Source organism: Rhodoglobus sp. G.S.4 (genome assembly GCF_056619605.1).
In genome coordinates, this window is record NZ_CM152748.1 from 912,923 (window position 1) to 937,930 (window position 25,008).

Consider the following 25,008-nt stretch of genomic DNA (forward strand, 5'->3'; position numbering starts at 1 on the left):
GACCAATTTAGCGAGAAGAATCGGGGTACATCGGGGTACGTTCTGGAGCTGGTCGAGCGACTCGAGCGGACCGGGAGGGAATCTGAGCTCCGACAATCGCGGCCAAGGCAAGCGCAAAGCCGATTAGTTGCAGGGGGCTGAAGCGTTCTCCGAGAAGAAGCGTGCCGAGTGCTGCTGCCGTTAACGGCGAGAGCAATCCGAGCACTGCCACTGAGGTCAGCGGCACGAGGCGTATTCCCCGAAACCAGAGTGTGTACGCTACGAGGCCGCCGACGATGCCGAGCCACGCATAGCCAGCGATTGCTGGCCCATCCAGGGCTGCCGGTATTCCTTCGCTGATGATGGTGATCGGCAATAGGAACACTCCGCCGGCGGTCAAAAGCCAGCCTGCATATCCGAGGGCCGACACCTCGGGTGGCTTTCCCCAGTGCTTCGACAAGATTACGCCGACTGCCATGGATGCCGTGCCCGCGAGTCCGGCGACAAGCCCGAGAGTGTCGAGTTGCGCCGTTGCTCGCAGCACAATCAGTGCCACGCCGAGCGCGCCAACGATGCCCCAGATGACGAGTCGCCAGGGTGCACTCTGGCGCAAAATCACGACGATAAGTACAGCGACGATCAGTGGTTGGGCGGCACCGAGGGTGGCGGCGACGCCGCCGGGTAGGCGATATGCAGCGATGAAGAGGAGGGGGAAGAAGGCGCCGATATTGAGGATGCCGAGCACGAGCGACTTCCACCACCACGCGCCGCTGGGCAATTGTCGCGCGAGGGCGAGCGCTATGAGACCCGCGGGTAAGGCGCGCACGAGTGAGGCAAATAGCGGATGGCCATCGGGCAGCAGCTGTGTAGTCACGATGTACGTGGTGCCCCAGGCAATTGGTGCGATCGCGGTGACCATGGTGTCGCGTAGCTGCGTCATAATTCCTCAATGCTAAATAGTTGAACGTTAAACAATATAGAGAGTTATGCTGAATCCGTCAAACAGTTCAACGTTGAGGGATTAGGGAAGCTCATGGCAGACAGCGTCGATCGCATCCTCGCCCAATGGGCACACGTGCGACCAGAGCTCGACGTCTCAGCGATGGGCGTCCTTGGGCGCCTCTCCCGAGTAACGCGCCTGCTCGAGCGAGCGCAGAGCGACGTGTTTGCGACGCACGGCTTGCAGCCGGGGGAGTTTGACATCCTTGCCACGCTATTGCGCTCCGATGCTGGACCCCGCGGACTCACCGCCGGAGCCCTCTCCGACAGCGCCATGGTCACTTCAGGGGCCATCACCAATCGACTGGATCGACTCGTCGCAAAAGAGTTCATCTCGCGCGAAATCGACCCCGAGAACCGCCGCGCAGTATGCGTGGCTCTCACTGAGCGCGGCGCGGAAGTCATCGAAGCTGCGCTCGCCGATCACATCGAGAACGAAGAACGCCTGCTCGAGTCGCTCACTCCTGCCGAGAGACGCCAACTCGAGAAGTTACTTGGTGCACTTCTCGGCGCGCACGAAAGTGGCCCGGCTCAGACCGAGTAGCGGGCGTACTGCTCGCGAATCACCGGGCGATAATCGGATGCCGGTTCCGCCACTGTCGCAATCTTCCAGTCTGGTCGAGCCCCGGTCAGCACCCACGCGGCCTGCGCTGCAGCGCCGAGCGCGACGTATTCACCAGGCTCGGGGACAACGACAGGCACGACGAAAACTTGAGACGCAATTGTCGACACGGCAGGATTTTGGGCAGCACCACCGATGAGCAGGATGCGGTGAGCTGAGACTCCTTGGGTGCGGAGAGCGTCGAGACCATCAGCGAGACCACACAGCAGGCCCTCGATGGCGGCGCGCGCGAGTGACGGGCGGGTCGTTGACGCGAGAGTCATGCCGAACAGGGTTGCCGTGGCATCCGGAAGGTTAGGGGTTCGTTCGCCTTCGAAATAGGGCTGCAGAACGAGACCGCCAGAACCGGCTTCAGCTACGAGCGCGAGTGCGCCGAGTTCGTGGTGATCGACGCCAAGGAGAGCCGCCGTGCTGTCAAGCACTCTGGCCGCATTCATCGTCGCGACGAGGGGAAGGAAGTTTCCGCTGGCGTCCGCGAATCCGGCCACTGTGCCGGAGGCGTCAGGCACCTGAGTCTCGGCAACGGCGAAAACTGTGCCGCTCGTGCCGATGGAGACGACGACATCCCCGGCGCGTGCGCCAAGCCCCAGTGCGGCCGCGGCATTGTCGCCAGCTCCGCACGCAATCTGGGTCGCAGTTCCTGCCACGGTTCCAGCAGGCTCACCTGGGGCAATGACGCGGGGCAGTACCACCCCATCGGCTGCCATGCCGCGACCAAGGGCAGCGGTGAGCACCTCGTCGTCGTACTCGTTCGTCACCGAGCTGAAATAGCCCGTTCCGCTGGCATCTGATCGGTCAGTGGTCAGTTGGGTCAGGTCGGCATTCTCGGGGCCGAAACCGCGCAAGCGCCAGGTTAGCCAATCGTGGGGTAAGCAGACCGCCGCAACACGAGCGGCATTCTCCGGCTCGTTATCGCGCAACCAGCGCAGTTTCGTTGACGTGAACGATGCGACCGGCGCGGAGCCTGTGCGCTCGGTAAGATCGGGGAACTCCGAACTGAGGGTGTTGGCGGCAGCAGCAGAGCGAGTGTCATTCCACAGCAGGGCGGGGCGGATGACGCGGCCGGCGGCATCCAGAACGACCATGCCATGCTGCTGTCCACCGACCGAAATCGCGGAGACGTCCTCGAGGCCTCCGGCATCCGAAATTGCGTCGCGGAGGGCCGACCACCAATATTCGGGATCAACTTCGGTGCCTGCGGGGTGAGACGCGCGACCGGAGCGGACGAGCGCTCCGGTCAGGGCATCCACGATCACAATTTTGCAGGACTGGGTTGACGAGTCAACCCCCGCGACGAGCGTCATTTAGCGGGCACCCATGAGGTGTTCGGTCGCCAGCTGCTGAAGGCGCACAAAGCCGAAGCCTTTGCCATTGAAGTAGGCATCGGTGTCGAAGTCTTCGTACGATGCGCGGTCGGCGAGCAGGTCGTCATAGCTTTCATTCTCGCCGAGAGTGTTCTCCGAGAGCTCGAAGACGCGCGCTGCGACCAGTGCTTCTTGAACGTCAGGGTCGGCGCGGAATGCCGCGGCACGCTCCTTGAGTAACAGGTAGGTTCGCATGTTGGCTGCTGCGGAATCCCACACACCGGTTTCATCTTCGGTACGGCTCGGCTTGTAGTCGAAGTGGCGGGGACCGGTGTAGCTCTGGCCACCGTTTGGCCCACCGTTTTCGAGCAGGTCGACGAGCGAGAACGCGTTGTGGAGGTCGCCGTGGCCGAAGACGAGGTCTTGGTCGTACTTGATTCCGCGTTGGCCGTTGAGATCGATGTGGAAGAGCTTGTCTTGGTAAAGCGCCTGGGCGATGCCCGACGTAAAGTTCAATCCAGCCATTTGCTCGTGCCCAACTTCGGGGTTCACTCCGAACAGTTCTGGGCGCTCGAGGGTTTCGATGAAGGCCATCGCGTGACCAACTGTGGGCAGCAAGATGTCGCCGCGTGGCTCGTTGGGCTTGGGCTCGATAGCGAAGCGGATGTCGTAGCCCTTTTCTGTGACGTAGTCGCCAAAGAGGTTGAGGGCTTCGCGGTAGCGCTCGAGCGCGGCACGCACGTTCTTGGCGGAGTCGTACTCTGCCCCTTCGCGTCCGCCCCACATGACGAAGGTTTTGGCGCCGAGTTCAACGCCGAGTTCGAGTTGACGCATTGCTTTGCGCATTGCGAAGCGACGAACACCGCGGTCGTTGGAAGTGAAGCCGCCGTCTTTGAAGACGGGGGCGCTGAAGAGGTTGGTTGTGACCATCGGAACGATCATCCCGGTGTCGCTGAGGGCCTGCTTGAGGCGGTCAATCTGTTTTTGGCGCTCGGCGTCGGTTGTTCCGAAGTCGAAGAGATCGTCGTCGTGGAATGTGAGGCCGTAGGCGCCCAATTCGGCGAGCTTCTCGACAGCGTGCACAACATCGAGGGGGGCACGGGTGGGGCCGCCGAACGGATCTGCGCCGTTGTAGCCGATTGTCCAGAGCCCGAAGGAGAACTTGTCGGCTGGGGTTGGTTGTGTAGACATTTTTGATCTCCGTTGACGACTGTGGCAATAAGTTATTTGTAACAACTTACTGGGGTGAAGCCATTCCGTCAATGTGGAGCTCGCATGCTCAACACTCGGCGACTACTGCGGTTAACAGCGAATTGTTATGCGATTTTCGGAATTGATGTTGCGTTCAACCCGTAAACCCATATATGTTCTCAATGTCAACAAAAGGGGTGCCCAGCGCAGCCCTCGCGATACAACGAAGTAACGCACGCCTCGGGCAACCGATGCGACACCTTCCCTTTCGCGAGGAACACGCTCGGCCCTCTGCCGGCAACACTCGCAGTGCTTCCGGCTCTTGTACGGCAATCACATTCGAAAGGGACAACACGATGTCAATGAAGAAGATAATTGCGGTCGCAGCGGCGACTGTGATGGCACTCGGGCTCGCTGCCTGCAGCAGCGGTGGCTCAGGCGCCGGCGGCGACAACCTCGGCAGCGTCGGAATTTCGATGCCGACGCGAAGCCTCGAACGCTGGATCAATGACGGCGAGGGCCTCAAGGCTCAGCTCGAAGATGCCGGCTACTCTGCAGACCTTCAGTATGCAGACGACAAGGCTGACACTCAGATTAGCCAGATTCAGAACCAGATTGCTTCTGGCGTCGACGTTCTTGTCATCGCCGCGATTGACGGAAAGCTGCTTGCCCCCGTGCTTGCAGACGCCAAGGCGCAAGACATCACCGTCATCGCCTACGACCGTCTCATTAATGGAACGCCCGACGTTGACTACTACGCAACATTCGACAACTACAAGGTGGGCCAGCTCCAGGGTGAATTCATCGAGGCACAGCTCGGATTGGCTGATGGCGCAGGTCCATTCAATCTCGAGCCTTTCGCCGGCAGCCCCGACGACAACAACGCGAAGTTCTTCTTCTCCGGTGCCTGGGATGTTCTGCTTCCCTACGTCGAGAGCGGACAGTTGGTTGTTCCCTCCGGTAAGTCGCCCGCCAGCAATGACGACTGGGCAAGCATCGGAATCCTCGGCTGGAAGTCAGACTCGGCTCAGGCCGAGCTCGACAACCGCATTGCATCGTTCTACACCGGTGGAGACAAGATCGACGTCGTTCTCTCCCCGAACGACAGCTTGGCGCAAGGCATCGCAGCTTCACTTCGTAGCGCTGGCTACACGGTCGGCGACGACTGGCCCCTGCTGACAGGTCAAGACGGTGACAAAGCCAGCGTGGTCAACATCCTCGCCGGTGAGCAGTCGATGACAGTCTGGAAAGACACCCGTGAACTCGGCAAGGTTGTCTTCGGATTTGTCGAAGCAATCCTCAACGGCGATGAGCCTGAGATCAACGACACCGAAACGTACGACAACGGTGAAAAGGTTGTTCCTTCGTTCCTCATCACTCCTGAGGTTGTAGTCAAGGATGACGTTCAGTCCAAGCTCATTGACTCCGGCTTCCTCAAGGCGTCAGACGTAGGACTCTAGCCCGCACTGAGTCAGAAGCAATACGATTCGACGATCAGGGGACGGCGCAGTTGCCGTCCCCTGAAAGTCACTGCGAGCGGAGCTAATCATGACTGCAATCCTCAGCATGAACACGATTACCAAAGACTTCAGCGGCGGAGTCCGCGCACTCGACGGCGTCAGCCTCGAGGTCGAGCGCGGGCACGTTCACGCTATTTGCGGCGAAAACGGCGCCGGAAAATCAACCCTTATGAAGGTGCTCAGTGGGGTCTACCCCGCGGGCAGCTATGACGGCAGCATCACCTTCGAAAACCACGAAACCGCGTACAAGTCGATCAATGACTCTGAACACGACGGCATCGTCATCATCCATCAGGAACTCGCGTTGAGTCCCTACCTCTCTATCGCGGAAAACATCTTCCTCGGCAATGAGATCGCCACCAGGGGCGTTGTCGACTGGGCCAAGACCAATCGCGAAGCAACGCTCTTGCTCGCCCGCGTCGGTCTCGACGAGCAGCCAAGCACGAGGGTTCTTGAACTTGGTGTCGGCAAGCAGCAACTCGTGGAGATCGCCAAAGCGCTCTCCAAGAAGGTCAAGCTGTTGATTCTGGATGAGCCGACGGCGGCTCTCAACGATGAAGACTCTGCGCATCTACTCGATCTCATTCGCAGCCTGCGCGGTCAAGGCATCACGTGCATCATCATTTCGCACAAGCTCAAAGAGATTCGCAACATTGCGGACAAAGTCACGATCATTCGCGACGGCAAGACGATCGAGACATTCGCGATGGATGAACAGGATGCTTCGGAAGCCAGAATCATCCGCGCAATGGTCGGGCGTGACCTCGACAGCATGTTCCCGCCGCACACGCCAGAGATTGGCGAAGAGTTGTTTCGGGTGGAGAACTGGACGGTGCATCATCCGGTCGATACGACTCGAAAGGTGGTCGAGAACGCATCATTCTCGGTTCGAGCCGGAGAGATCGTTGGTTTTGCCGGCCTGATGGGGGCTGGCCGCACCGAGTTGGCCATGAGTATCTTCGGGCGGTCCTACGGCAGCCATATCAGCGGCACTGCCTATAAAAAGGGTGCCGAGATTTCGGTCAAGACTGTCAGCGAAGCAATTCGCCACGGAATTGCCTATGCCACCGAAGATCGCAAACACTTCGGCCTCAATCTGATCGGCAGCATCGCCGTCAACATTTCGGCTGCAGCGCTATCGAAAATCTCGCGCTGGGGAATCGTTGACCGCTTCTCTGAAAACAAGGTGGCAGAGGGCTACCGCGGACAAATGAACATCAAGACTCCCAATGTCTCTGTGCTTTCGGGAAACCTGTCTGGCGGAAACCAGCAAAAGGTTGTCCTGAGCAAGTGGATGTTCTCTGGCCCCGACATCCTGATCCTCGACGAACCGACGCGAGGAATCGATGTCGGTGCCAAATACGAGATCTACGGAATCATCAACGACTTGGCATCGCAGGGCAAAGCGGTCGTCGTGATCTCGTCTGAACTCCCGGAACTCCTCGGGCTGTGTGACCGCATCTATGCGATCTCCGAGGGCACAATCACTGGCGAGGTCGATCGCGCCGAAGCAACCCAAGAACGACTCATGCACTTGATGACCGCGGGAAAGGACTAACCCGATGAGCGACACCACTAAAGCCCGCAAGCGACCCAAAGTTCAGATCGACCTTCGGCAGTACGGCATCCTTGCGGCACTCGCCGTAATCGTCCTACTCTTCCAAGTGCTTACGGATGGCCGGCTGCTGCTGCCCGGTAATATCAACAACCTGATCCAGCAGAACGCCTACGTCCTCATCCTTGCTGTAGGCATGGTGATCGTGATCATCGCCGGCCACATCGACCTCTCGGTCGGTTCGCTGGTTGCCATGGTCGGTGCGGTCTCAGCGATCTCGATGACCCAGTGGGGGCTTCCCTGGTGGGGCGCTGTAATCCTCGCGCTTCTCTTGGGGGCTGCTGTCGGCGCGTGGCAAGGGTTCTGGGTTGCCTTCGTCGGCATCCCAGCCTTCATTGTGACGCTGGCCGGCATGCTCCTCTTCCGCGGCCTCACCCTGGTCTTTCTGACCGGTGGAACGATCAATGCTCTTCCCAGCGAGTTCAACGCTATTGGTGGCGGCTGGTTGCCTGAGCTGTTTGGCACGATCGGTGAGGGGCGTGGTGATCGCGACATCCTCACGATTCTGCTCGGTGTTCTCGCTGCGGCGTTGCTCATCGGTCAGCAGTTGCGCAACCGCGCAAAACAGCGCCGCCTCGAATTGCCGGTCGAGAGCGGGATCTCGTTCTGGGCTAAGAATGTTATCGCTGCGGTCGCCATTATCGCGCTGACGTTCCAGCTGTCGGCCTACCGCGGCACACCGATCATCCTGATCATTCTGGCTGTGCTCATCCTGCTGTTCACTTTTGTGCTCAATCAAACGGTGTTCGGCCGTCACGTGTATGCGATCGGGGGAAACTTGTTCGCCGCCCAAATGAGCGGCGTGAAGACCTCGTGGATTAACTTCTTCGTCTTCGTGAACATGGGCGTGCTGGCTGGACTTGCCGGGGTCGTCACAACAGCCCGGGCCGGTGGCGCAGTTGCGTCTGCCGGGCAAAACTTCGAACTCGATGCAATTGCTGCAGTCTTCATCGGTGGTGCTGCCGTGACCGGTGGTGTCGGAACAGTCATCGGTGCTGTCATTGGGGCGCTCATCATGGGCGTGCTCAATATGGGCTTGTCAATTCTTTCCGTGGATGCCGCGTGGCAGCAGGCCATCAAGGGACTCGTGCTGTTGCTCGCCGTCGCTTTCGATGTCATGAGCAAGCGTCGCGCGGGACGTCGCTAGGCTTAGTCGCACGTATTCGTTGCTAACCGAGTGGATCAGCCCGTGAACAGTAACTCTCTGCCGCCGTCAGGCGGCACCGGTGGCAAGGGCGATCGCACTCGGCGCCACAATCTGTCACGCGTGCTCACCCTCCTCCATCGCGGGGCGCAATTGCGGTCGCAGCTGACATCGCAAACCGGGCTGAACCGCTCAACAATCGCGGCTCTTGTAGCCGAATTGAGCGAACTGGGGCTTGCCTACGAAAGCGAACCTGATCCCACGCGTCAGGTTGGTCGTCCATCGCCGATGGTGAACGCGGATGCTCGCACCGTCGCGATTGCGATCAACCCCGAGGTCGATGCCATCACCGTTGGAGTAGTTGGCCTCGACGGCACACTACTCAAGCGCATCCGCTATGAAACAGACACGCCATCAACGGTGACTGAGTTCGTGAAGATCTCAAGTGTCATCATCGAGAGCCTCAAAGGTGAATACGAGACTGCCGGTCGGGTGGTCGGCATTGGTGTTGCTGCTCCCGGTTTGGTTCGCGTCGAAGACGGTTTGGTGCGGTGGGCACCTCACCTGGAATGGCGGGATGAGCCAGTAAGCCAGCTTCTGGCTGCAGCAACCGGCTACCCCGTCTGGACCGCGAACGATGCCAGCGTTGGTGCGCTCGCGGAACACATTTATGGTGCGGGTCGCGGAATTTCTGATCTGATCTACCTCAACGGCGGTGCCAGCGGTATTGGTGGCGGCATTATCAGCGGCGGACTCCCGCTGACAGGCCGTGCCGGCTATGCGGGAGAGTTCGGTCACGTGCGTGTGGTGAACAGTGCCACCGAGACGGGAACGCGTGAAGAGGGGACCCTTGAGACGGAGGTGAACCGGGCGGATCTCTTGCACGCTCTCGGCCTGACCAATGTTGACTCCGAAACCTTCGATGCGGCTCTGCGCAAATCCACCGACCCTGTAGTCAGTGCGCTTGTGCGTCGCCAATTGCTTTCGCTCGGCACCTCGCTGCGAAACGCTGTCAACGTTCTCAATCCCGAAGTCATCGTGCTTGGTGGTTTCTTGGCATCCATTTTCTCGGCCGATCCCGAGTTCCTCATTGAACGTGTAGGTTCGCAAGCGCTTGAGGCATCATTCGAGGGAGTAAAAATCGTTCCAGCGCAGCTCGGAGCAGACCTACTGATGATCGGTGCCGCCGAACTCGCCTTTGCGCCCCTCCTGGACGATCCTTCTGCGGTGTAAACGTTTGCCTTTTTGGCGGGCCTGAGGCTTAGGGTTGTTCCATGAATCCTGATTACCGCGATAGTGGCCTCGTTTTTCCGCCGAACTTCATTGTCGGATCAGCAACGGCGGCCTACCAAGTGGAGGGTGCCGCTCGTGATGGCGGTCGCACTGAATCAATTTGGGACACCTTTAGTCACACACCGGACAAGACGTGGAACGGTGACACCGGCGATGTCGCCGACGATCACTACTACCGTTTCGAGACTGACCTCGATCTCATGGCGGAGATGGGACTCGACGCCTACCGTTTCTCGATCTCCTGGCCGCGCCTTCAGCCCGGAGGCTCCGGTGCGATAAACCCTGAGGGAGTGTCGTTCTACTCGAGACTTGTCGATGGATTGTTGAGCCGCGGCATCCGCCCCATTGCCACCCTGTATCATTGGGATCTTCCCCAAGAGCTTGAAGATGAGGGTGGCTGGCCCGAGCGTGACACGGCGCTGCGGTTTGCGGACTACGCAGAACTCGCGGCGACAGCGCTTGGCGATCGCGTACACACCTGGACAACTCTGAACGAGCCGTGGTGCTCGGCGTATCTCGGCTACGGTTCGGGTGCGCATGCTCCTGGCCGCATGGATGGCGCCGATGCGCTCGCCGCGGTTCACCACCTCAACTTGGCGCACGGTTTAGCGGTTCCGCGCATCCGTGCTGCCGCTACTAGTTCGCCCGAGGTGTCGGCGACTCTGAACTTCCATGTGATTCGGGGCGGGGATGCCGAAGCGACCCGTCGCATCGATGCTCTCGCCAATCGTGCGTTCACGAGCCCCATGTTGCTTGGCCGGTACGACGATGACCTCATTGCTGACACGAGTGAGGTAACCGATTGGTCGTTCGTTCACGCGGGCGATGTGGAGAGCATCCACCAGCCTCTCGACTTCTTGGGCGTCAACTATTACTCCACCGTTACGGTGAAGATGTGGGACGGCTTGACGGTGCGTAGCAACAATGACGGTCACAAAGATATGGGCGGATCACCGTGGCCTGGCAGCAGAGATGTCGAGTTCCTTGAGCAGCCGGGCCCGTATACCGCGATGGGGTGGAATATTGCGCCCGATGGTCTCGAAGAGTTGTTGGTCGATCTCGGCGAACGCTTCCCTGATCTTCCCCTCATGATCACCGAGAATGGTGCCGCGTTCGATGATGAGGTGACGGATGGTCGGGTGCATGATCCCGAGCGGGTCGACTATCTCAACCGGCACTTCACTGCAGCCCATCGCGCTATCGAGCGTGGGGTGAATCTGCAGGGCTACCTTGTGTGGTCGCTGCTCGACAACTTCGAGTGGGGCTACGGCTACTCAAAACGGTTCGGCATTGTTCGCGTCGACTATGACACTCAAGAACGCATCGTGAAAGACAGTGGGTTGTGGGTGTCTGACGTGGCTAAGACCAAGGTGACCCCGGCGCTGAAGTAGGGCGCGAGCCTACGGGGAGAGCATGGCGCGCCGAATGTGTGAGCGGCCGTGTTCGATCGCGGGCGTGAGCTCTTCGAACAGGTGATTCGGGTGGCGTAGGGAGCGGATGACGCCGAGCCGCCTGAGCACATCGAGATGTTCGGGGCGGATGCCTTTGATGATCACGGTCACGCCGCGCTTTTCGAGGGCGGTGATGAGCTCCGTGAGGGTGTGCGCTCCGGTGGCATCGATGAGGTGCAGTTGTGAGAGGCGCACGATGACGACTTCGAGTCCTTCGTGTTCGTTGATGCGATCGATGAGGCGTTCTGCTGCTCCGAAGAAGAGCGAGCCGTCGATGCGGAAGAGGGCGATGCGTTCGTCGCCGGGTTCCGGGGAGCCGGGCAGTTCTTCGCGGTGAACGCCACTGGCTTTGCTCATCGCTCGGAGGGCGAAGAAGGCAGCGGCGGCAATGCCGATTCCGACGGCAATGATGAGGTCGAAGCTCACGGTGATCACACCGGTGATAACGAAGACGGCGGCTTCAGATTTGCCGGTTCGCAGCATCGTTTTTATGAGGGTGGGCGAGACCATGCGGGCGGCGGTGGCCATGAGGACACCCGAGAGCGCGGCTAGAGGGATGACCGCGACGACCTGAGCGGCGAGGTACACGACCACGAGCAGCGCGAGAGCATGCACGACAGCAGAAAGGCGAGTGCGACCGCCAGACCGCACGTTCACGGCGGTGCGGGCAATGGCGCCGGTGGCCGGCATCCCACCAAAGAAGCTGGAGGCAACGGATGCCAGACCTTGGCCAACGAGTTCGCGGTCGGCGTTGTATGGCCCAGTGTCGGACATGCTCGAGGCGACGCGGGCGGAGAGTAGCGATTCGATGGCGGCGAGGGCGGCGACGGCAAACGCGGGCCCGATGAGGGTGGTGAGGTCGAAGTTGAACGAGGGCACGGAGGGTGCGGGCAGCGAGGCGGGAAGTTCGCCGATGGTCGCCAGCGGAAGGTTGAGGGCTTGAGCGGCGATCGTGACGACCGCGATGGCGATGAATGATGCGGGCAGGCGTCCGCTGATTCGTGAGAGCAGCAGCATGATCGCGATCACGGTGGCGACGACGGCGAGGGGTATGAGGGCGGCGGGCCATTCGGCGGCGGCGATGAAGGCCCCAGCGGCGAGGATGACGTTGGTGGGGTGGTCTGTGCCTTCGGTGCCGAGCGCGGATGGTAGTTGTTGCAGAAAGATGATGATGCCGATGCCAACGGTGAAGCCTTCGATGACGGGCCAGGGGATGTAGCTGACGGTGCGTCCAAGCCGCAGCACGCCGGCGATCGCGACGATGATGCCCGCGAGCAGGGTGACGATCGCGACCGCTTCCACGCCTTGGCTGACGACGATCGGCGCGAGCACGACGACCATTGCGCCGGTGGGGCCGGAAACTTGGATGTTGGAGCCGCCGAAGACGGCAGCGACGAGGCCGGCGACGATGGCCGTGATGAGTCCGGCTTCGGCGCCGACTCCGGAGCTCACCCCGAAGGCAAGCGCGAGGGGGAGCGCGACGATGCCGACGGTGACTCCGGCGAGCAGGTCGCCGCGCCAGCTCGTGCGCAGTTCGCGGTAGTCGCTCAGGCTGGGGAGCAGTGTGCGCCACGAGCGCTTCATCGGGCATCCGGAATCGCGGGAAGGCTTTCGACGAGCCCGCGTTGGCTGCCGGCATCGGTGAGGATCTCGCTGAGGAGCACGCGGGCTACGCGCAGTAGTTCGGCGATCTGGGGGAGCGCGAGACGGTAGTAAACGACGCTGGCGCGGCGTTCGGAGACGACGAGGCCGTAGCGGCGCAGCACCGAAAGATGTTGGGAGAGGTGGGATGCTTCGAGCCCCGTATCGACGAGCATCATGGTGACCGACGCTTCGTCGGTGCTCGACAAGATTTCGAGCACACGAATACGGTACGGATGCGCGAGCCCCTTGAAGAGATTCGCTTTGATTTCGTAGAGCGGCCTGCGCTCATCGAGAAGATCCATGCTGCGTTCCTCGTCTTTGCTTGATGACTTGATGGAATCATCATATCAACAATAGGAGCGCTGCCGATCTGCCTCCCCGCAATGGTTCCTGTGGACAACGGGAAGGCGTTCTCGCGCCCGCTCGACACAATATGAGCATGTCTAACGCTCTGGCGACCATCGCCGATCAGGTTCGCCAACGTGTACGTCGTGACGGGGTTGACCTCTCGCGCGACAGCGAACTTGCCTCGCGTTACGTTCGCGATGAGGTGCGGCGTTACAGCGAGCGTGCTCTTGGTGGTTCAGTGCCGTTGCTCGGGGACGAGGCGCAGGCTGCCCGCGAGGTGGTAGCTGCGCTGACCGGGTACGGTCCGCTCCAGCCGTTCTTTGACGATGACACCGTTGAGGAGCTCTGGATTAACGGACCCGAGCAGATCTTTGTTGCCCGCAACGGGGTTCCCGAGTTCACGGGCATCCGCCTCACTGACTCTCAAGTTCGAGACCTCGTCGAGCGGATGCTGCAAACCTCCGGTCGCCGTGTTGACCTTAGTTCTCCGTTTGTTGATGCCTCGCTGCCTGATGGTTCGCGACTGCACGTGGTCATTCCCGATGTCACTCGCAAACACTGGGCGGTGAACGTACGCAAGTTCAGCAAACACATCCGCGACCTTGATCGTTTGGTCGAACTCGGCAGCCTCACCCAGCATGCCGCCGACTATTTGCGACTGTGCGTGTTGTCTGGCCAAAACATTGTGGTGTCTGGTGCTACGCAGAGCGGTAAGACCACAATGCTCAATGCGCTGCTTGCTGCCGGGCGGCCCAACGAACGAGTCGTGACGGTTGAGGAGACGTTCGAGCTGAGCGTTCCTAGTCGCGACAGCGTCGGTATGCAGTGCCGTCAGCCCAGCCTCGAAGGAACCGGTGAGATCAGTCTGCGGCGCCTCATCAAAGAAGCGTTGCGGATGCGCCCCGACCGGATCGTCGTCGGCGAAGTGCGCGATGCCGAGTCTCTCGACCTCCTCATCGCTCTCAATAGTGGGCTGCCGGGGATGTCGAGCATCCACGCCAACAGTGCTCGCGAAGCGCTCGTCAAGCTGTGCACCCTGCCCCTGCTCGCCGGCCGCAACATCGACTCCAGCTTTGTCGTACCCACCGTTGCCAGCTCAGTGGATGTCGTCGTGCACTGCGAGCTGACATCACAGGGCACTAGGCGGGTTGTTGAGATCGCGTCGCTCAGTGGTGAAGTTAGCGAAGGGGCGGTCGAAAGCATGGCTCTCTTTCGCACGGTACAGGGCACGCTCGTCCACACCGGTGCAATTCCGGCGCGGTTAGCCAAATTCCATGCTGCCGGAACCGACCCCGTTTCGCTGTTGTTGACGGCAGTCGCGTGAGTCTCCTGCTTGGCATCACACTCTCGGTGGGCACAGTGCTGATCGCTGCGACCTTTATGTGGCCGGCACGCCGCGAACGCCAAGCGCGTGAACGTTCAGCGTGGTCTCGCCGGATGCGAGAACGACTCGTACAGGCGGGGCTCCCCACAACAAGCCCCGCCGTGGTCGTGATCGTTTCTCTTGTGCTCGCGCTGGCGGTTGGCGCGCTCACGCTTGTGCTCACTACAGTTCTTGCTGTCGTGGTCTGTGCCGCGGCAACCGCGCTCGTAGCGCCAACGCTCGCAATCAGTTGGCGTGCGCGGGTTCGACGTCGAGCAACCCGGGTTGTATGGCCAGACGTAGTTGATCAGCTGGTTTCGGCTGTGCGATCGGGGCTTGCCCTCCCCGACAGCCTCATGACACTGGCGCAGACCGGCCCAGCGGTGACGCGCAGCGCATTCGTGTCCTTCTCTCAGCGCTATCGAACGACCGGCAATTTCTCCATCGCTGTCGACGAATTGAAGGTGGCGCTCGCCGATCCCGTTGCCGACCGCATCCTCGAAACCTTGCGGATGTCACGCGAGGTCGGAGGAAGTGAACTCACCAACGTCTTGCGAAGCTTGAGCGTGTATTTGCGCCAGGAGGCGGCGATCCGATCCGAGATCGAGGCGCGCCAGTCGTGGGTAATGAACGCGGCCCGCCTTGGGCTGGCGGCGCCGTGGGTCGTTCTGTTTCTGCTCACCACCCGTCCTGAGGCTGCTCTCGCCTACAACTCAACGGGAGGAATCGCGCTCATAGTCGCTGGGCTTGCGCTGTCCGTTCTTGCCTACCGAATCATGGCGGGCATCGGCCGACTTCCCGAGCAGCCGAGGTGGTTCGCATGAGCGACTCTCTCGCCTGGGCCATCGTTGTTGGCATCGCCGGCGGGCTTGGCCTGTGGTCGATTCTCAGTCTCATCCCGCGTCTCAGTCGGCCGACACTCGCAAACCGTGTTGCCCCGTATGTGATCGACGTTTCGGCGGGCGCCCGCGAGCATGTCGCCCCGCGCTCGATCGGTCCACTTCCTGTCTTGGGGGTGCTGTTCGTCCCTGCGGTTCGCTGGTTGCGCAGCAGTTTGGCGTCAGTCGCTGGCGGTGGCGATCTTATTGCGCGACGTCTGCGTCAGGCCGGTTCTGAGATGAGCGTCGAAACTTATCGCTCACAGCAACTACTTGCGGTGCTCGGCGGTGCACTGTTGGGGGTCGTCTTCGACGTGACAGTCGCGAACGCGCAGCAGGTTCCCCTTGTCGCGCAGGCGGTGCTGGTGGTGGTTGGTGGCGTTGTCGGAATCACGGTGCGCGATTATCTTCTTCAGCGATCTGCGAAGAACCGCATCCGTCGTCTCACCTCCGAGTTGCCAGTAGTGCTTGAGTTCCTCGCATTGAGCCTCTCTGCTGGTGAGGGAATTCTGGATGCCGTGCGCCGCGTTTCGCAGGTCAGTGGCGGCGAGCTTTCGCGCGAACTCGCCCGCGTTGTGGCGTCCGTGAACACGGGACTCCCGTTCGGCGAAACGTTGGGTGCGCTTTCGCGCGAGCTCGAACTCCCACCGTTTGCGCGCTGTGTCGACCAGGTTCTGGGCGCGCTCGATCGTGGCTCCCCTCTATCAGAAGTGCTGCAAGCTCAGGCGCAGGATGCTCGCGAAGAGTCCAAGCGCGAACTGCTCGAGCTTGCCGGCAAGAAGGAGGTCGCGATGCTCTTCCCGCTCGTGTTCCTTATCTTGCCTATCACGATCGCGTTCGCGATTTTCCCCGGCATCTTCGTGTTGCAGGTGGGGTTCTAGAATTTGGCTCCAGCCCTTTCCAGAAGTCTCCAGGTCACAAATGGTTTTTCACGGGTCGCGTGGTCGATGCAGGCGTGGAGTCGCCAGCTCACCAAGCCATTCGCTGATGAATTCTGATTTTTTAGATTCGCGGAGCGGGTGTCTAATCGTGCAGCAAGTCGCCGTCGGCAGTGAGCTGGTACGCAGTGACGCCTGCCTGCCTGTATCGGGACCATCCATCGCCATCAGGGGCGTCCCATTGGAAGCTTCGGCCTGTGCGATTCAGTCGGTCGTGCTCGTCAGCGGTAACCCAGCATTTTACGAGGAGACGGTCGAAGATCGAGATCAGGTGGTCCGGTGATATTGCTGGTCCGCCGGCAATCGGGTCGGAGACGGAGTTGGAGCGGGGGCCGGCCTCACGTGGGTCAACAATCTCGATCACGATCCGTTTCATTGGGATGACGTGCTCCACGATTCGCAGACCACGGTCGAGCTGCATCGCATCGCCCGTCGCGAATACGACGGAGAGGAAAGGACGAACTTCACTTGCGATGAGATCGTACGCCTCCTCGGCGATCCGAAGGCGACGTTCAGGGCCAGCAGGGAGGCGCATCACACAATCATCGCACTACGGGATGCCTTCGCCTCTAGGGCGCCCACAGCGACCTGTTCACACGCACGTCGTCGAAAGAACCTGGCATGAACTTCACCTTGTAGCAACATGCATTTCACTGTGGTCCTTGCGTTTGGTCGCCATGAAGGTTTTGCCCTCGATCGTCCTTCAGGAAACCAGAGGGACCCCCTGCTGAAGATCCAGCGAGGGGGTCCAGTTGATGAGGCGAGGTTATTTGACGGCGACGAACACCTTGTCGCCCAGCAACGTCGGATTGACTGCGAGGACTCCGTCGGCTGCGGTGTCGGCGGGTACCTGAAGCGCTTGGTTGCCGGTGATTGATGCGCCTTCATAAAGAGTAGAGAGGCTTTCGAATTGCTCTGGTGCCGAAAGGAACTTCGAAGTGCCGTCGATGGTGTTCCCATCCGCGGTGATGTAGTTCACAGTGGCCCAGACCGATTCACCGTCTGGGTTGGTGCCGTTGTAGGTGGCTGTCATGTTCACGAGGATGTAGACGCTGCCAGCGTCAGGCGAGTCGTTGAACATGTTGTCTGCAAGAAGTTCGTCGGTTGCATCAAGATTCACGCTGTTAATGGTGACTGTCCAGTCTCCCTGCGTGATCGCGCTGCCGATCGGGTACGGATTTGCTCGTGTCCCCGGCTCGTCGTCAGTTTTTTCAGTTTCCTCAGTTTGACCCTCGGGGGCTGTCACTGAAGTGTCTCCGCCGGAGAAGGCGTCGTCGAATGCGCTCGCTACTACGGCCGTGAATACGACCGCAGCAACGATGGTTCCGACAACAGAGATGATGAGTCCTATGAGGGCGAACTTCTTGCTGCTGCCTTTGAGGAAGAGAGCGACGATCGCGAGGATAAATGCGATTGGCAAAAGAATCCAGCCAACAATGAGCGCGCCCGGGATGCAGGCGAAAATGAACCCGACGATCGCTACTATGAAGGCGATAAGGCCAAGGGTGTTCTTCTCTTTCGCAGGGCTCGTTTCCTGTGGGGGAACACTTGGTTGGGATTCTTGGTCTGTCGGTAGGGTAGTCATGAGATAAATATGTCTCATATCTGTGAGATTGCTGAAAAGCACGCCCCGCGTAACCAGAACGTTATCGCTCGTGCCCGCACGCGTCCGTAGTCATCCCTACTCCGACTGGGCTAGCTAACAATACTGATACGGAAACAGACGAATGAGGTGAGCGATCACTTTGGTGCTCCGAACTGAGAGCGGTGCCTGATCCGCGTTGAGCCTGTCGCGCGGGACAATCAGGTCGTCGGGGAATGTCCAAAATGCGGTTTGGTGAGACTTTAGGATGTGCACAGGCTTCTCCGACGGTCACGGCTGTTCGCCCTAGAGCGGCGGTTGGGGAAAAGTAAGCTAACCACCGCGCGGGTGTTCAACGCCAAACGAGACTCAGACGTTTGAGGTTGAGAGTGCTGAAATCTTGCTACGTCACTCCGAAGATCATTTTCAATGATTCGAGGTCCGCACTCACGCACGCCGCTCAGCTCACTCAGCAACCCTTAGCAGCGCAATTCGTGTTTTAGTCCCGGTACCTTCCCGCTCGTGTTCCTTATCTTGCCTATCACGATCGCGTTCGCGATTTTCCCCGGCATCTTCGTGTTGCAGGTCGGGTTCTAGCGCCGCGCGATCTGCAGCGCGGCCGACACCGCACGCGCCTGCTCAAGAGCCGCGACCACGGGAGCCACAACATCCCGCTGCACAACCTCGTCAACAGAAGCGAGAAGGCGACGGCGGGCACGGCGGCGGCGGCCACCGGCAGTCAGGGCGCTGAGCGCCGCCGAAAGCAAGCCAAGCACGATGCCGATCAGTACCGCCGCAATTAGCAATAACGTCGGTATCGCCCAACCTGCCAACGGACCTTCCTCAACGGCAGGGAGCGGGAACGTCGGCAAGCCGAAGGTGGGCAACAACGCCGCACCGACCAACCACAGGGCTCCGCCCAATCCGACAACAACGGCGATCCACTGCACGATGCCGACCAGCACCCACCACCAGGAACCCTTCGCGGGCAAAGGTGTGCGAGCGATCGCAAGATCGAGAGTGGAGGGCAGAGCGTCGAGAGCCTGCTCCGCAGTGGTGCGGGCGGCAGCCCGCCACGGGGGCGAAACGCTCGCCACGGTTTCGTCAGTGAACGTGCGCACCGCCATCGACATCCGAGCTTGGGCACCGGCACTCAACAGCGGCATACTCGTCCGGTGGACATCGGGGTCATCGCCGCGACGCTTCGGGCCAAGACCCAGCAGGGTGAGGGGGTCAGCGCGCAAGCGACCAATCCATGACACGAGCGGCCAGCCCGTCGCCTGCCCGGAACGTTTGCGGTACGAGCGTGCAACAGCGGATGCCACGAGATCGACACCGGCAGCGGTGCCGACCTCGTCGCGCAGGCGGGCCGTGCTCTTCGCGCTCACCTTCTGCGGGGTGCCGGGGTCGTCAATGCGGGCGGCAAGAGTTTGCACGTCAGCGCTCAGCCGCGCATCCCGCACCGCCTTCGACGCGGCAAGGTCACCGATCGCGGCGCGCAAAGCATCAATACCTTCACCCGTGCGGGCGCTCACCGGCAACACCCGGGCACGGGGGAGGCCATCCCGTTCGACAATCGCTTGCAGCGACTTTACGACAGCGACACGATCATCCGCGCTCAACAGATCCACCTGATTGAGCACGACCAGAGTGACCGCAGCATGACGGGCATGAGGCGCAATGAACTGAGCGTGCAACACGTCGTCGGCATACTTTTGTGGGTCAACAACCCAGATCAGAGCATCCACTTGACCAGCAAGTCGTTCGGCGACCGCGCGATTGCTGGCCTCAACCGAGTCCACGTCTGGCAGGTCAACGAGCACGAGCTTGCTGGCGCGCGGGTCAATCGGCATCGGGCGTTCGACACGCCCACGAATCTCTAGCCAGTCGAGCAGGTCGGCGGAACCCGCGGCATCCCAGAGCACGGCAAGGGGTTGCGATGTGGTCGGGCGGCGCACATGAGCGACCGCCACCTCAGCGCCCACGAGCGCGTTCACGAGACTCGATTTGCCTGAACCGGTCGCACCAAAGACGCCAACCACCGTGTGTTCGGATGAGCGTGAGCGACGTGCCTCCGCTTGCTGCAACAGCGCGCGAGCGTCATCCATAAGCTCGGAGGGGATGCGCCCAACCCCCGCCTCGGTCACCGTGCGCAGAGCCACAATGCGCTCATCGAGGCTCGGCTTGGCCGCGCTCACGAGTCGTTCCTCGCCGCGCGCGCCACGTCGTCGATGAGCACCTGCGATTCGCGTCGCAAGGTTGCGGGGTCCGCACCGAAACGGAGAGGTTCCATCGCCGCATCCACTCGCGCGATCTCGGTATCGAAGAGGGCGCGCACACGCTCCTGCAGATCGAGGCGGGCCTGGCTCGCAAGGTGACGCACGGCATCCTCGCCGAAGACGGTCTCCAACAGTTTTTGACCGAGCACAGCAGAACCGCCGGCGATCGCAATCTCGCCACCCGTCAGGCCACCGGTTGACGCAAACACGACAATCATGAGCGCAACCGTTACGACATTCAGGCCGAGCGAAAGCACGCGTGCCCGGATGCGCTTGTTGCCCGCATTGTCATGAATGAGCTGCATCAGCGCGCCCTGCCACTCCCGAATCATCGACGTCGTGGCCTGACGCAGTTCCGGGCTCTCAGCTGACAGCGTCGGATGCTGCTCCGCGATCGAGCGACCAGGAGCGCTGCGCTCAAGATCGGCCCACACAGCCGCAGCCGCCCGCCCGGCCTGGTCAACGATGACAGCCTGCAATCCCGTCTCGATCTGGGTCTCGACCTCGACAACAGGGCTCGGCTTGCCCGTAATCCACGCGGTCGCTTTGTCGCGGGTGCGCGAGAACCACGAATCAACTTTGCGAAAGAAGTCGGAGGTTCCCACGAAGTCTTGCCAGCGTGCCAGCACCTCACCGCGCATCAGTGCGCCGTTCTGAGTAGCTTCGTCCACGGCCTTGATTGCGGTCTCATAGTGCGCAGCGGCGGCAGCATGCACGGAGTCGAGCCAGTCGAGTTGCTGCTGCCGGGCATCCGCAATGAGCCTCACGTGACGGTCGAGGTCACAGATCGCGCCGCTCAGGGTGCGGGCAGCGATGCGCGTGCGGGCTTCGCGGTCGCTGGCGATTCCCTCGAGCCAAGCGCGCGCACCGGCGACGGCACCAGCGGGAAGCATTCCGAGTTCGTCGAGCGGCTGCTCGTCAATAGAGAACACAGGAGCATCGGAAAGACCACGCTCAGCGAGCATTTCGCGCAGATCGGGCAACACCTCAGCAACAGCTCCCGGCGGCACGCGGTTGAGAACGATGCCCACGGTGATCGATCGTGCTGCGGCGCTTTCGAGTAGTCGCCACGGCACCGCATCGGCGTAGCGATTGGCGGTCGTGACAAACAGCCACAAATCCGCAGCAGCCAACAATTGCGAGGCGAGGGCGCGATTTTCGTCTGCGACCGAGTCGATGTCCGGCGCATCAATAATCGCGAGTGAACGGGGAACACTTTCATGCTCAAGCAGCATGAGCTCGCCGATGCGCGACTTTTCGGGCGCATCTCCCGCACTCGACGCTGGCGTGCCTGGGGCACTAATTCGCCCGCGCACGCGCGCGAGCCCCGGCAAAATTCGGTCGCTCGCAAACCACCCGGCATCAACGGGAGCATGAACAAGAATGGGTTGACGAGTGGTGGGACGGATTACGTCGGCACGCGTCGTCGCGACACCGAGCAGAGCGTTCACGATCGTTGACTTACCCGCGCCCGTCGACCCACCGACCACCGCAAGGAGAGGAGCATCAAGATCGGCAAGCCGTGGGCGAATGTAATCATCGATTTGTCGTACAGCCGCCGCCGCAGCTTCTCGTTGCACCGCAACATCGTCAAGAGTCACCGTCAAGCCAGCATCAGCGAGCGAGGCTCGCAGGCGCTCGAGTGACACGATCGCGGGCACACTATTGTCGGTCACCGCTTAAGCATGCCGGGTGCGGGGCCAGTTCGCTAACTTTTTTGACAGCAACCGCACCATGTTCTGGAGTGACGCTCGGGTTCTAGACTGGTCGAGGCCTGCGGTAAGCAGGTGGCGCGACAACGACAAGGATGAAATTGTTCCCCACCACGTTCCCAGCCCCAATCATTCCTCCTGCAGACTCCGTGCCAGCACTGCGCTGGGGCATCCTGGCGCCCGGTGGAATCGCCGCGACGTTCGCCGCCGCCGTGCAAGCCCACACCGAGCAAAAACTTGTCGCCGTGGCATCCCGCAGCCTCGACCGTGCCCAAGACTTTGCCAACACCTGGGGCATCGCGAACGCCTACGGCGACTACGCCGAACTTCTCGCCAATCCCGACGTTGACGTTGTTTACATTGCCGCCCAGCAGCACGTGCACCGCGATCTCGCGCTTCAGTCCATCGCCGCGGGCAAACACATTCTGGTCGAGAAACCCTTCGCAATGACCGGGGCCGAAGCCCGCGAGATTGTTGCCGCCGCCCGCGCCGCCGGAGTTTTCGCGATGGAAGCGATGTGGACTCGCTACCTTCCCCAAACCTCGATCATCACCCAGCTCATGGCCGACGGCACCTTCGGCGAAATCCACCTCGTCACTGCCGATCACGGCCAGTTCATCCCGGAGGGGCATCGGGTTCGCTCGCTCGAGAGTGGGGGAGGAGCCCTGCTCGACCTCGGCATCTACCCGATCGCCTTCGCTTCGCAAATTCTGGGTACCCCAACCGCCATCCACAACGTCGGCTCGCTCATTGAGACCGGGGTGGATGCCCAATCCCTCCTTACTCTCAGCTACGAGGGCGCGGCTCAAGCCCAACTCAGCACAACGTTGCTCGCACGCACTCCCATCACGGCATTTGTTGCGGGCACCGCTGCACTACTTCAGGTCGGCGGAGCCTTCTTCACCCCGAGTAGCCTCACTCTTTCTCAGCCCGGCTTCAGTGGGGAATCAATTCACTGGAACGACGAGACAGGCGTTGTCGGCCACCGCGGACTCAGCTATCAAGCAACAGCACTCGCCGGTTATGTAGCGCAGGGGCTCACCGAATCACCCGTGCATTCACTCGACGAGACGGTCGCCATCCTCGACACCATCGACAGCGCTCGCTGGCAATTGGGATATCGCTTCGATTCGGAGCAGTAGCGCCACCGGATCAACCACGAGGAAGTCGCGTTGCGAGCACAGCCAATACGGGGAAATGGTGAGTGTGCAGCGGAATGAGTCTGTACGCTGATTAGCGTCAAAACCACGCGATCGGAGTTGCCATGACCGCAGAATCGACCCTCCCCACCGAACCAGGTGCACCGGAGAGGCCTAAAGCAACGAAGTTTCTTGCACCGTGGGTCTTCTGGCCGGCCGCAGGCATCATCATCGTCATCACGGCGTTCTCGATGCTCGCGCCCAAGATCTCTAAGACAGTGTTCGACACTTTACAGTCGAGCGTCATCAATTCGTTCAGCTGGTACTACGTACTTATCGCGGCATTCTTTGTAGCCTTCGCGCTATGGCTCGGCTTCAGCCGATTTGGCGACATCAAGCTGGGTAAGGATGACGACGAGCCTGAGTTCTCGATGATCTCCTGGATCTCCTTCCTCTTCGCTGCCGGTATGGGCATCGGTCTCGTCTTCTACGGTGTTGCCGAACCGCTCAGTCATTTCGCGAACCCGCGACCCGGCGTCACCGGAACAGAGATTGAGCTCGCGCAAAAAGCGATGAGCCAAACCTTCCTGCACTGGGGTGTGCACGCGTGGGCGATTTACGTGGTTGTCGGGCTGGCACTCGCCTACGCGATTCACCGTCGTGGCCGCCCGATCTCGATCCGCTGGACACTGGAGCCACTGCTCGGCAAGCGAGTTCGCGGCGGTTGGGGCAACCTCATCGATGTCATTGCATTGGTCGGAACAGTCTTTGGTGTTGCTACCTCGCTCGGCTTAGGTGTGCTCCAGATCTCGGCAGGTCTTGAAAAGACCGGCGTAGCCGAGTCGAACCTGACCACCCAGATCATGGTCATCATCGTTATCGTCGCGTTCACGATCCTCTCCCTGGTCTCCGGTATCGGAAAGGGCATGAAGTGGTTATCGACCACCAACCTGCTTCTGGCGGCCGTGCTGCTTGTGTTCCTGTTGATCGTCGGCCCGACCGCGTTCCTTTTCCGTGAATTTGTGCAGTCCATGGGTAACTACCTCCAAGGCTTCATCGGCCTCGCTTTCAACGTCAGCGCCTACGCCGGCGATGCTGGCGAACAGTGGCAAGCGGGCTGGACAACGTTCTACTGGGGTTGGTGGATGTCGTGGGCCCCGTTCGTTGGTGTCTTCATCGCCCGTGTTTCCAAGGGCCGCACTGTGCGCGAATTTGTTGGCGGTGTGATGCTGGTTCCCACCGTGCTCACATTCCTCTGGTTCAGTGTGCTCGGCGGCAACGCGATCTATCGCGAGCTCTACGGTCAGGGCGGACTCATTGCCGCTGACGGGTCAGTGGATGCCGACTCGGCTCTCTTCGACCTGCTCGCCGGATTGCCAGCGGGCACCGCTCTCACGTTCGGTGCGATTCTCCTGATCGGAATCTTCTTCATCACCTCGGCTGATTCGGGCGCGCTTGTGATGTCGATGATCGCCACTGGTGGCTCGGCAGAACCGCCGAAGCGCATACGGATTTTCTTCGCACTGCTTGCGTCGTTCTTGGCGATCGCTTTGCTGATCACTGGTGGCCTTCAAACCCTGCAGACCGCAGCAATTCTCTCCGCGTTGCCCTTCAGTATCGTCATGTTGATGATGTGCGCGGCGACAGTAATCGCCTTTAGCCGGGAGCGACGGGCCTATGAACGAGCTCAGCGCGCACAATTTGTCGACCACATTGGTGATTTCTACGGCCTCGAAGTTGAGGCGCCGCTTCTGCGTGAGCCCTCTAACCCGCTGCGCGCGGCTCTTGATCGTCTTCGCAAGAAGGCTGTTCAGACAGGCGGAGGAATCTCGCAGGGAACAGAGGATGCAATTCTTGCCGACAAGGGGCTGATCCTGCCAGACAACATCGCTCAGGCCGACGCAATCGTTGAAGATGAAGTGCAGCGTCTACAGGACGGGCCCGAGGTCGATCCCCGCTCTGACTAGCTGTGGAAAAATCGCGCAAGCAATTGTGTTTCCCTCAATG

Annotated in this window: 20 protein-coding genes; 11 read left to right on the forward strand and 9 right to left on the reverse strand. The window is 60.7% G+C overall.

The window, feature by feature from the left end:
• Positions 1-7: 7 nt before the first annotated feature.
• Positions 8-919, reverse strand: coding sequence for an EamA family transporter (locus AC061P_RS04450; protein WP_449648546.1), 912 nt, complete (start codon positions 917-919; stop codon positions 8-10).
• Between the two features lie 93 nt (positions 920-1,012).
• On the opposite strand from AC061P_RS04450, the gene AC061P_RS04455 reads away from it, so the two are divergent.
• Entirely contained in the window at positions 1,013-1,522 is a 510-nt protein-coding gene (locus AC061P_RS04455) for a MarR family winged helix-turn-helix transcriptional regulator (protein ID WP_449648545.1), read from the forward strand.
• Here AC061P_RS04455 and xylB read toward each other — a convergent pair.
• Positions 1,510-2,904 carry a xylulokinase gene (gene xylB, locus AC061P_RS04460; RefSeq protein WP_449648544.1) on the reverse strand — a complete coding sequence of 465 codons (1,395 nt, stop codon included), beginning with the start codon at positions 2,902-2,904 and terminating at the stop codon, positions 1,510-1,512. The genes AC061P_RS04455 and xylB overlap by 13 nt on opposite strands.
• A complete protein-coding gene (xylA, locus tag AC061P_RS04465) occupies positions 2,905-4,095 on the reverse strand; it encodes a xylose isomerase (protein WP_449648543.1) in 1,191 nt (396 codons plus the stop codon).
• Between the two features lie 356 nt (positions 4,096-4,451).
• Here xylA and chvE point away from each other — a divergent pair, with 356 nt between their 5' ends.
• From chvE to AC061P_RS04490, 5 genes are all read left to right on the forward strand, one after another.
• Entirely contained in the window at positions 4,452-5,555 is a 1,104-nt protein-coding gene (gene chvE / locus AC061P_RS04470) for a multiple monosaccharide ABC transporter substrate-binding protein (RefSeq protein ID WP_449648542.1), read from the forward strand.
• Between the two features lie 88 nt (positions 5,556-5,643).
• Positions 5,644-7,173, forward strand: a complete 1,530-nt coding sequence (gene mmsA / locus AC061P_RS04475; protein ID WP_449648541.1) for a multiple monosaccharide ABC transporter ATP-binding protein — start codon at positions 5,644-5,646, stop codon at positions 7,171-7,173.
• Positions 7,174-7,177: 4 nt separating this feature from the next.
• Positions 7,178-8,377: a multiple monosaccharide ABC transporter permease gene (gene mmsB / locus AC061P_RS04480; protein ID WP_449648540.1), complete on the forward strand. Its 1,200-nt coding sequence runs from the start codon at positions 7,178-7,180 to the stop codon at positions 8,375-8,377.
• Between the two features lie 42 nt (positions 8,378-8,419).
• Complete coding sequence (locus AC061P_RS04485) at positions 8,420-9,607, forward strand: ROK family protein (RefSeq protein ID WP_480391943.1); 1,188 nt, start codon at positions 8,420-8,422, stop codon at positions 9,605-9,607.
• Positions 9,608-9,648: 41 nt separating this feature from the next.
• Entirely contained in the window at positions 9,649-11,058 is a 1,410-nt protein-coding gene (locus AC061P_RS04490; RefSeq protein WP_480391944.1) for a GH1 family beta-glucosidase, read from the forward strand.
• Positions 11,059-11,067: 9 nt separating this feature from the next.
• Here AC061P_RS04490 and AC061P_RS04495 read toward each other — a convergent pair whose 3' ends face one another.
• Both AC061P_RS04495 and AC061P_RS04500 read right to left on the reverse strand, forming a co-directional pair.
• On the reverse strand, positions 11,068-12,702 hold the full coding sequence (locus AC061P_RS04495) for a SulP family inorganic anion transporter (RefSeq protein ID WP_449648537.1): 1,635 nt from the start codon (positions 12,700-12,702) through the stop codon (positions 11,068-11,070).
• On the reverse strand, positions 12,699-13,064 hold the full coding sequence (locus tag AC061P_RS04500; RefSeq protein WP_449648536.1) for an ArsR/SmtB family transcription factor: 366 nt from the start codon (positions 13,062-13,064) through the stop codon (positions 12,699-12,701). The genes AC061P_RS04495 and AC061P_RS04500 overlap by 4 nt, the downstream gene beginning before the upstream one ends.
• Before the next feature lie 137 nt (positions 13,065-13,201).
• Between AC061P_RS04500 and AC061P_RS04505 the strand changes: the two genes are divergently transcribed.
• From AC061P_RS04505 to AC061P_RS04515, 3 genes are read left to right on the forward strand one after another with little or no spacing between them, the layout of a single operon-like run.
• A complete protein-coding gene (locus tag AC061P_RS04505) occupies positions 13,202-14,434 on the forward strand; it encodes a TadA family conjugal transfer-associated ATPase (RefSeq protein WP_449648535.1) in 1,233 nt (410 codons plus the stop codon).
• Complete coding sequence (locus tag AC061P_RS04510; protein WP_480391945.1) at positions 14,431-15,297, forward strand: type II secretion system F family protein; 867 nt, start codon at positions 14,431-14,433, stop codon at positions 15,295-15,297. The genes AC061P_RS04505 and AC061P_RS04510 overlap by 4 nt, the downstream gene beginning before the upstream one ends.
• Positions 15,294-16,232, forward strand: a complete 939-nt coding sequence (locus AC061P_RS04515; RefSeq protein ID WP_480391946.1) for a type II secretion system F family protein — start codon at positions 15,294-15,296, stop codon at positions 16,230-16,232. The genes AC061P_RS04510 and AC061P_RS04515 overlap by 4 nt, the downstream gene beginning before the upstream one ends.
• A 142-nt stretch (positions 16,233-16,374) precedes the next feature.
• On the opposite strand, the gene AC061P_RS04520 is transcribed toward AC061P_RS04515, so the two are convergent.
• The 4 genes from AC061P_RS04520 to AC061P_RS04535 all read right to left on the reverse strand — a co-directional run bounded on the left by AC061P_RS04520 (position 16,375) and on the right by AC061P_RS04535 (position 21,826).
• Complete coding sequence (locus AC061P_RS04520) at positions 16,375-16,824, reverse strand: hypothetical protein (protein ID WP_480391947.1); 450 nt, start codon at positions 16,822-16,824, stop codon at positions 16,375-16,377.
• Between the two features lie 231 nt (positions 16,825-17,055).
• The gene (locus tag AC061P_RS04525) at positions 17,056-17,874 is read right to left on the reverse strand and encodes a hypothetical protein (RefSeq protein ID WP_480391948.1); all 819 of its coding nucleotides are present in this window, start codon (positions 17,872-17,874) and stop codon (positions 17,056-17,058) included.
• Between the two features lie 590 nt (positions 17,875-18,464).
• Positions 18,465-20,069: a GTPase family protein gene (locus AC061P_RS04530; RefSeq protein WP_480391949.1), complete on the reverse strand. Its 1,605-nt coding sequence runs from the start codon at positions 20,067-20,069 to the stop codon at positions 18,465-18,467.
• Entirely contained in the window at positions 20,066-21,826 is a 1,761-nt protein-coding gene (locus AC061P_RS04535) for a dynamin family protein (protein ID WP_480391950.1), read from the reverse strand. The genes AC061P_RS04530 and AC061P_RS04535 overlap by 4 nt, the downstream gene beginning before the upstream one ends.
• A 131-nt stretch (positions 21,827-21,957) precedes the next feature.
• Here AC061P_RS04535 and AC061P_RS04540 point away from each other — a divergent pair, with 131 nt between their 5' ends.
• On the forward strand, positions 21,958-23,004 hold the full coding sequence (locus tag AC061P_RS04540) for a Gfo/Idh/MocA family protein (RefSeq protein WP_449648530.1): 1,047 nt from the start codon (positions 21,958-21,960) through the stop codon (positions 23,002-23,004).
• A gap of 122 nt (positions 23,005-23,126) precedes the next feature.
• Positions 23,127-24,968 (forward strand): BCCT family transporter, encoded by a 1,842-nt coding sequence (locus tag AC061P_RS04545; protein ID WP_449648529.1) that lies wholly within the window; start codon positions 23,127-23,129, stop codon positions 24,966-24,968.
• The last annotated feature ends 40 nt before the right edge of the window (positions 24,969-25,008 follow it).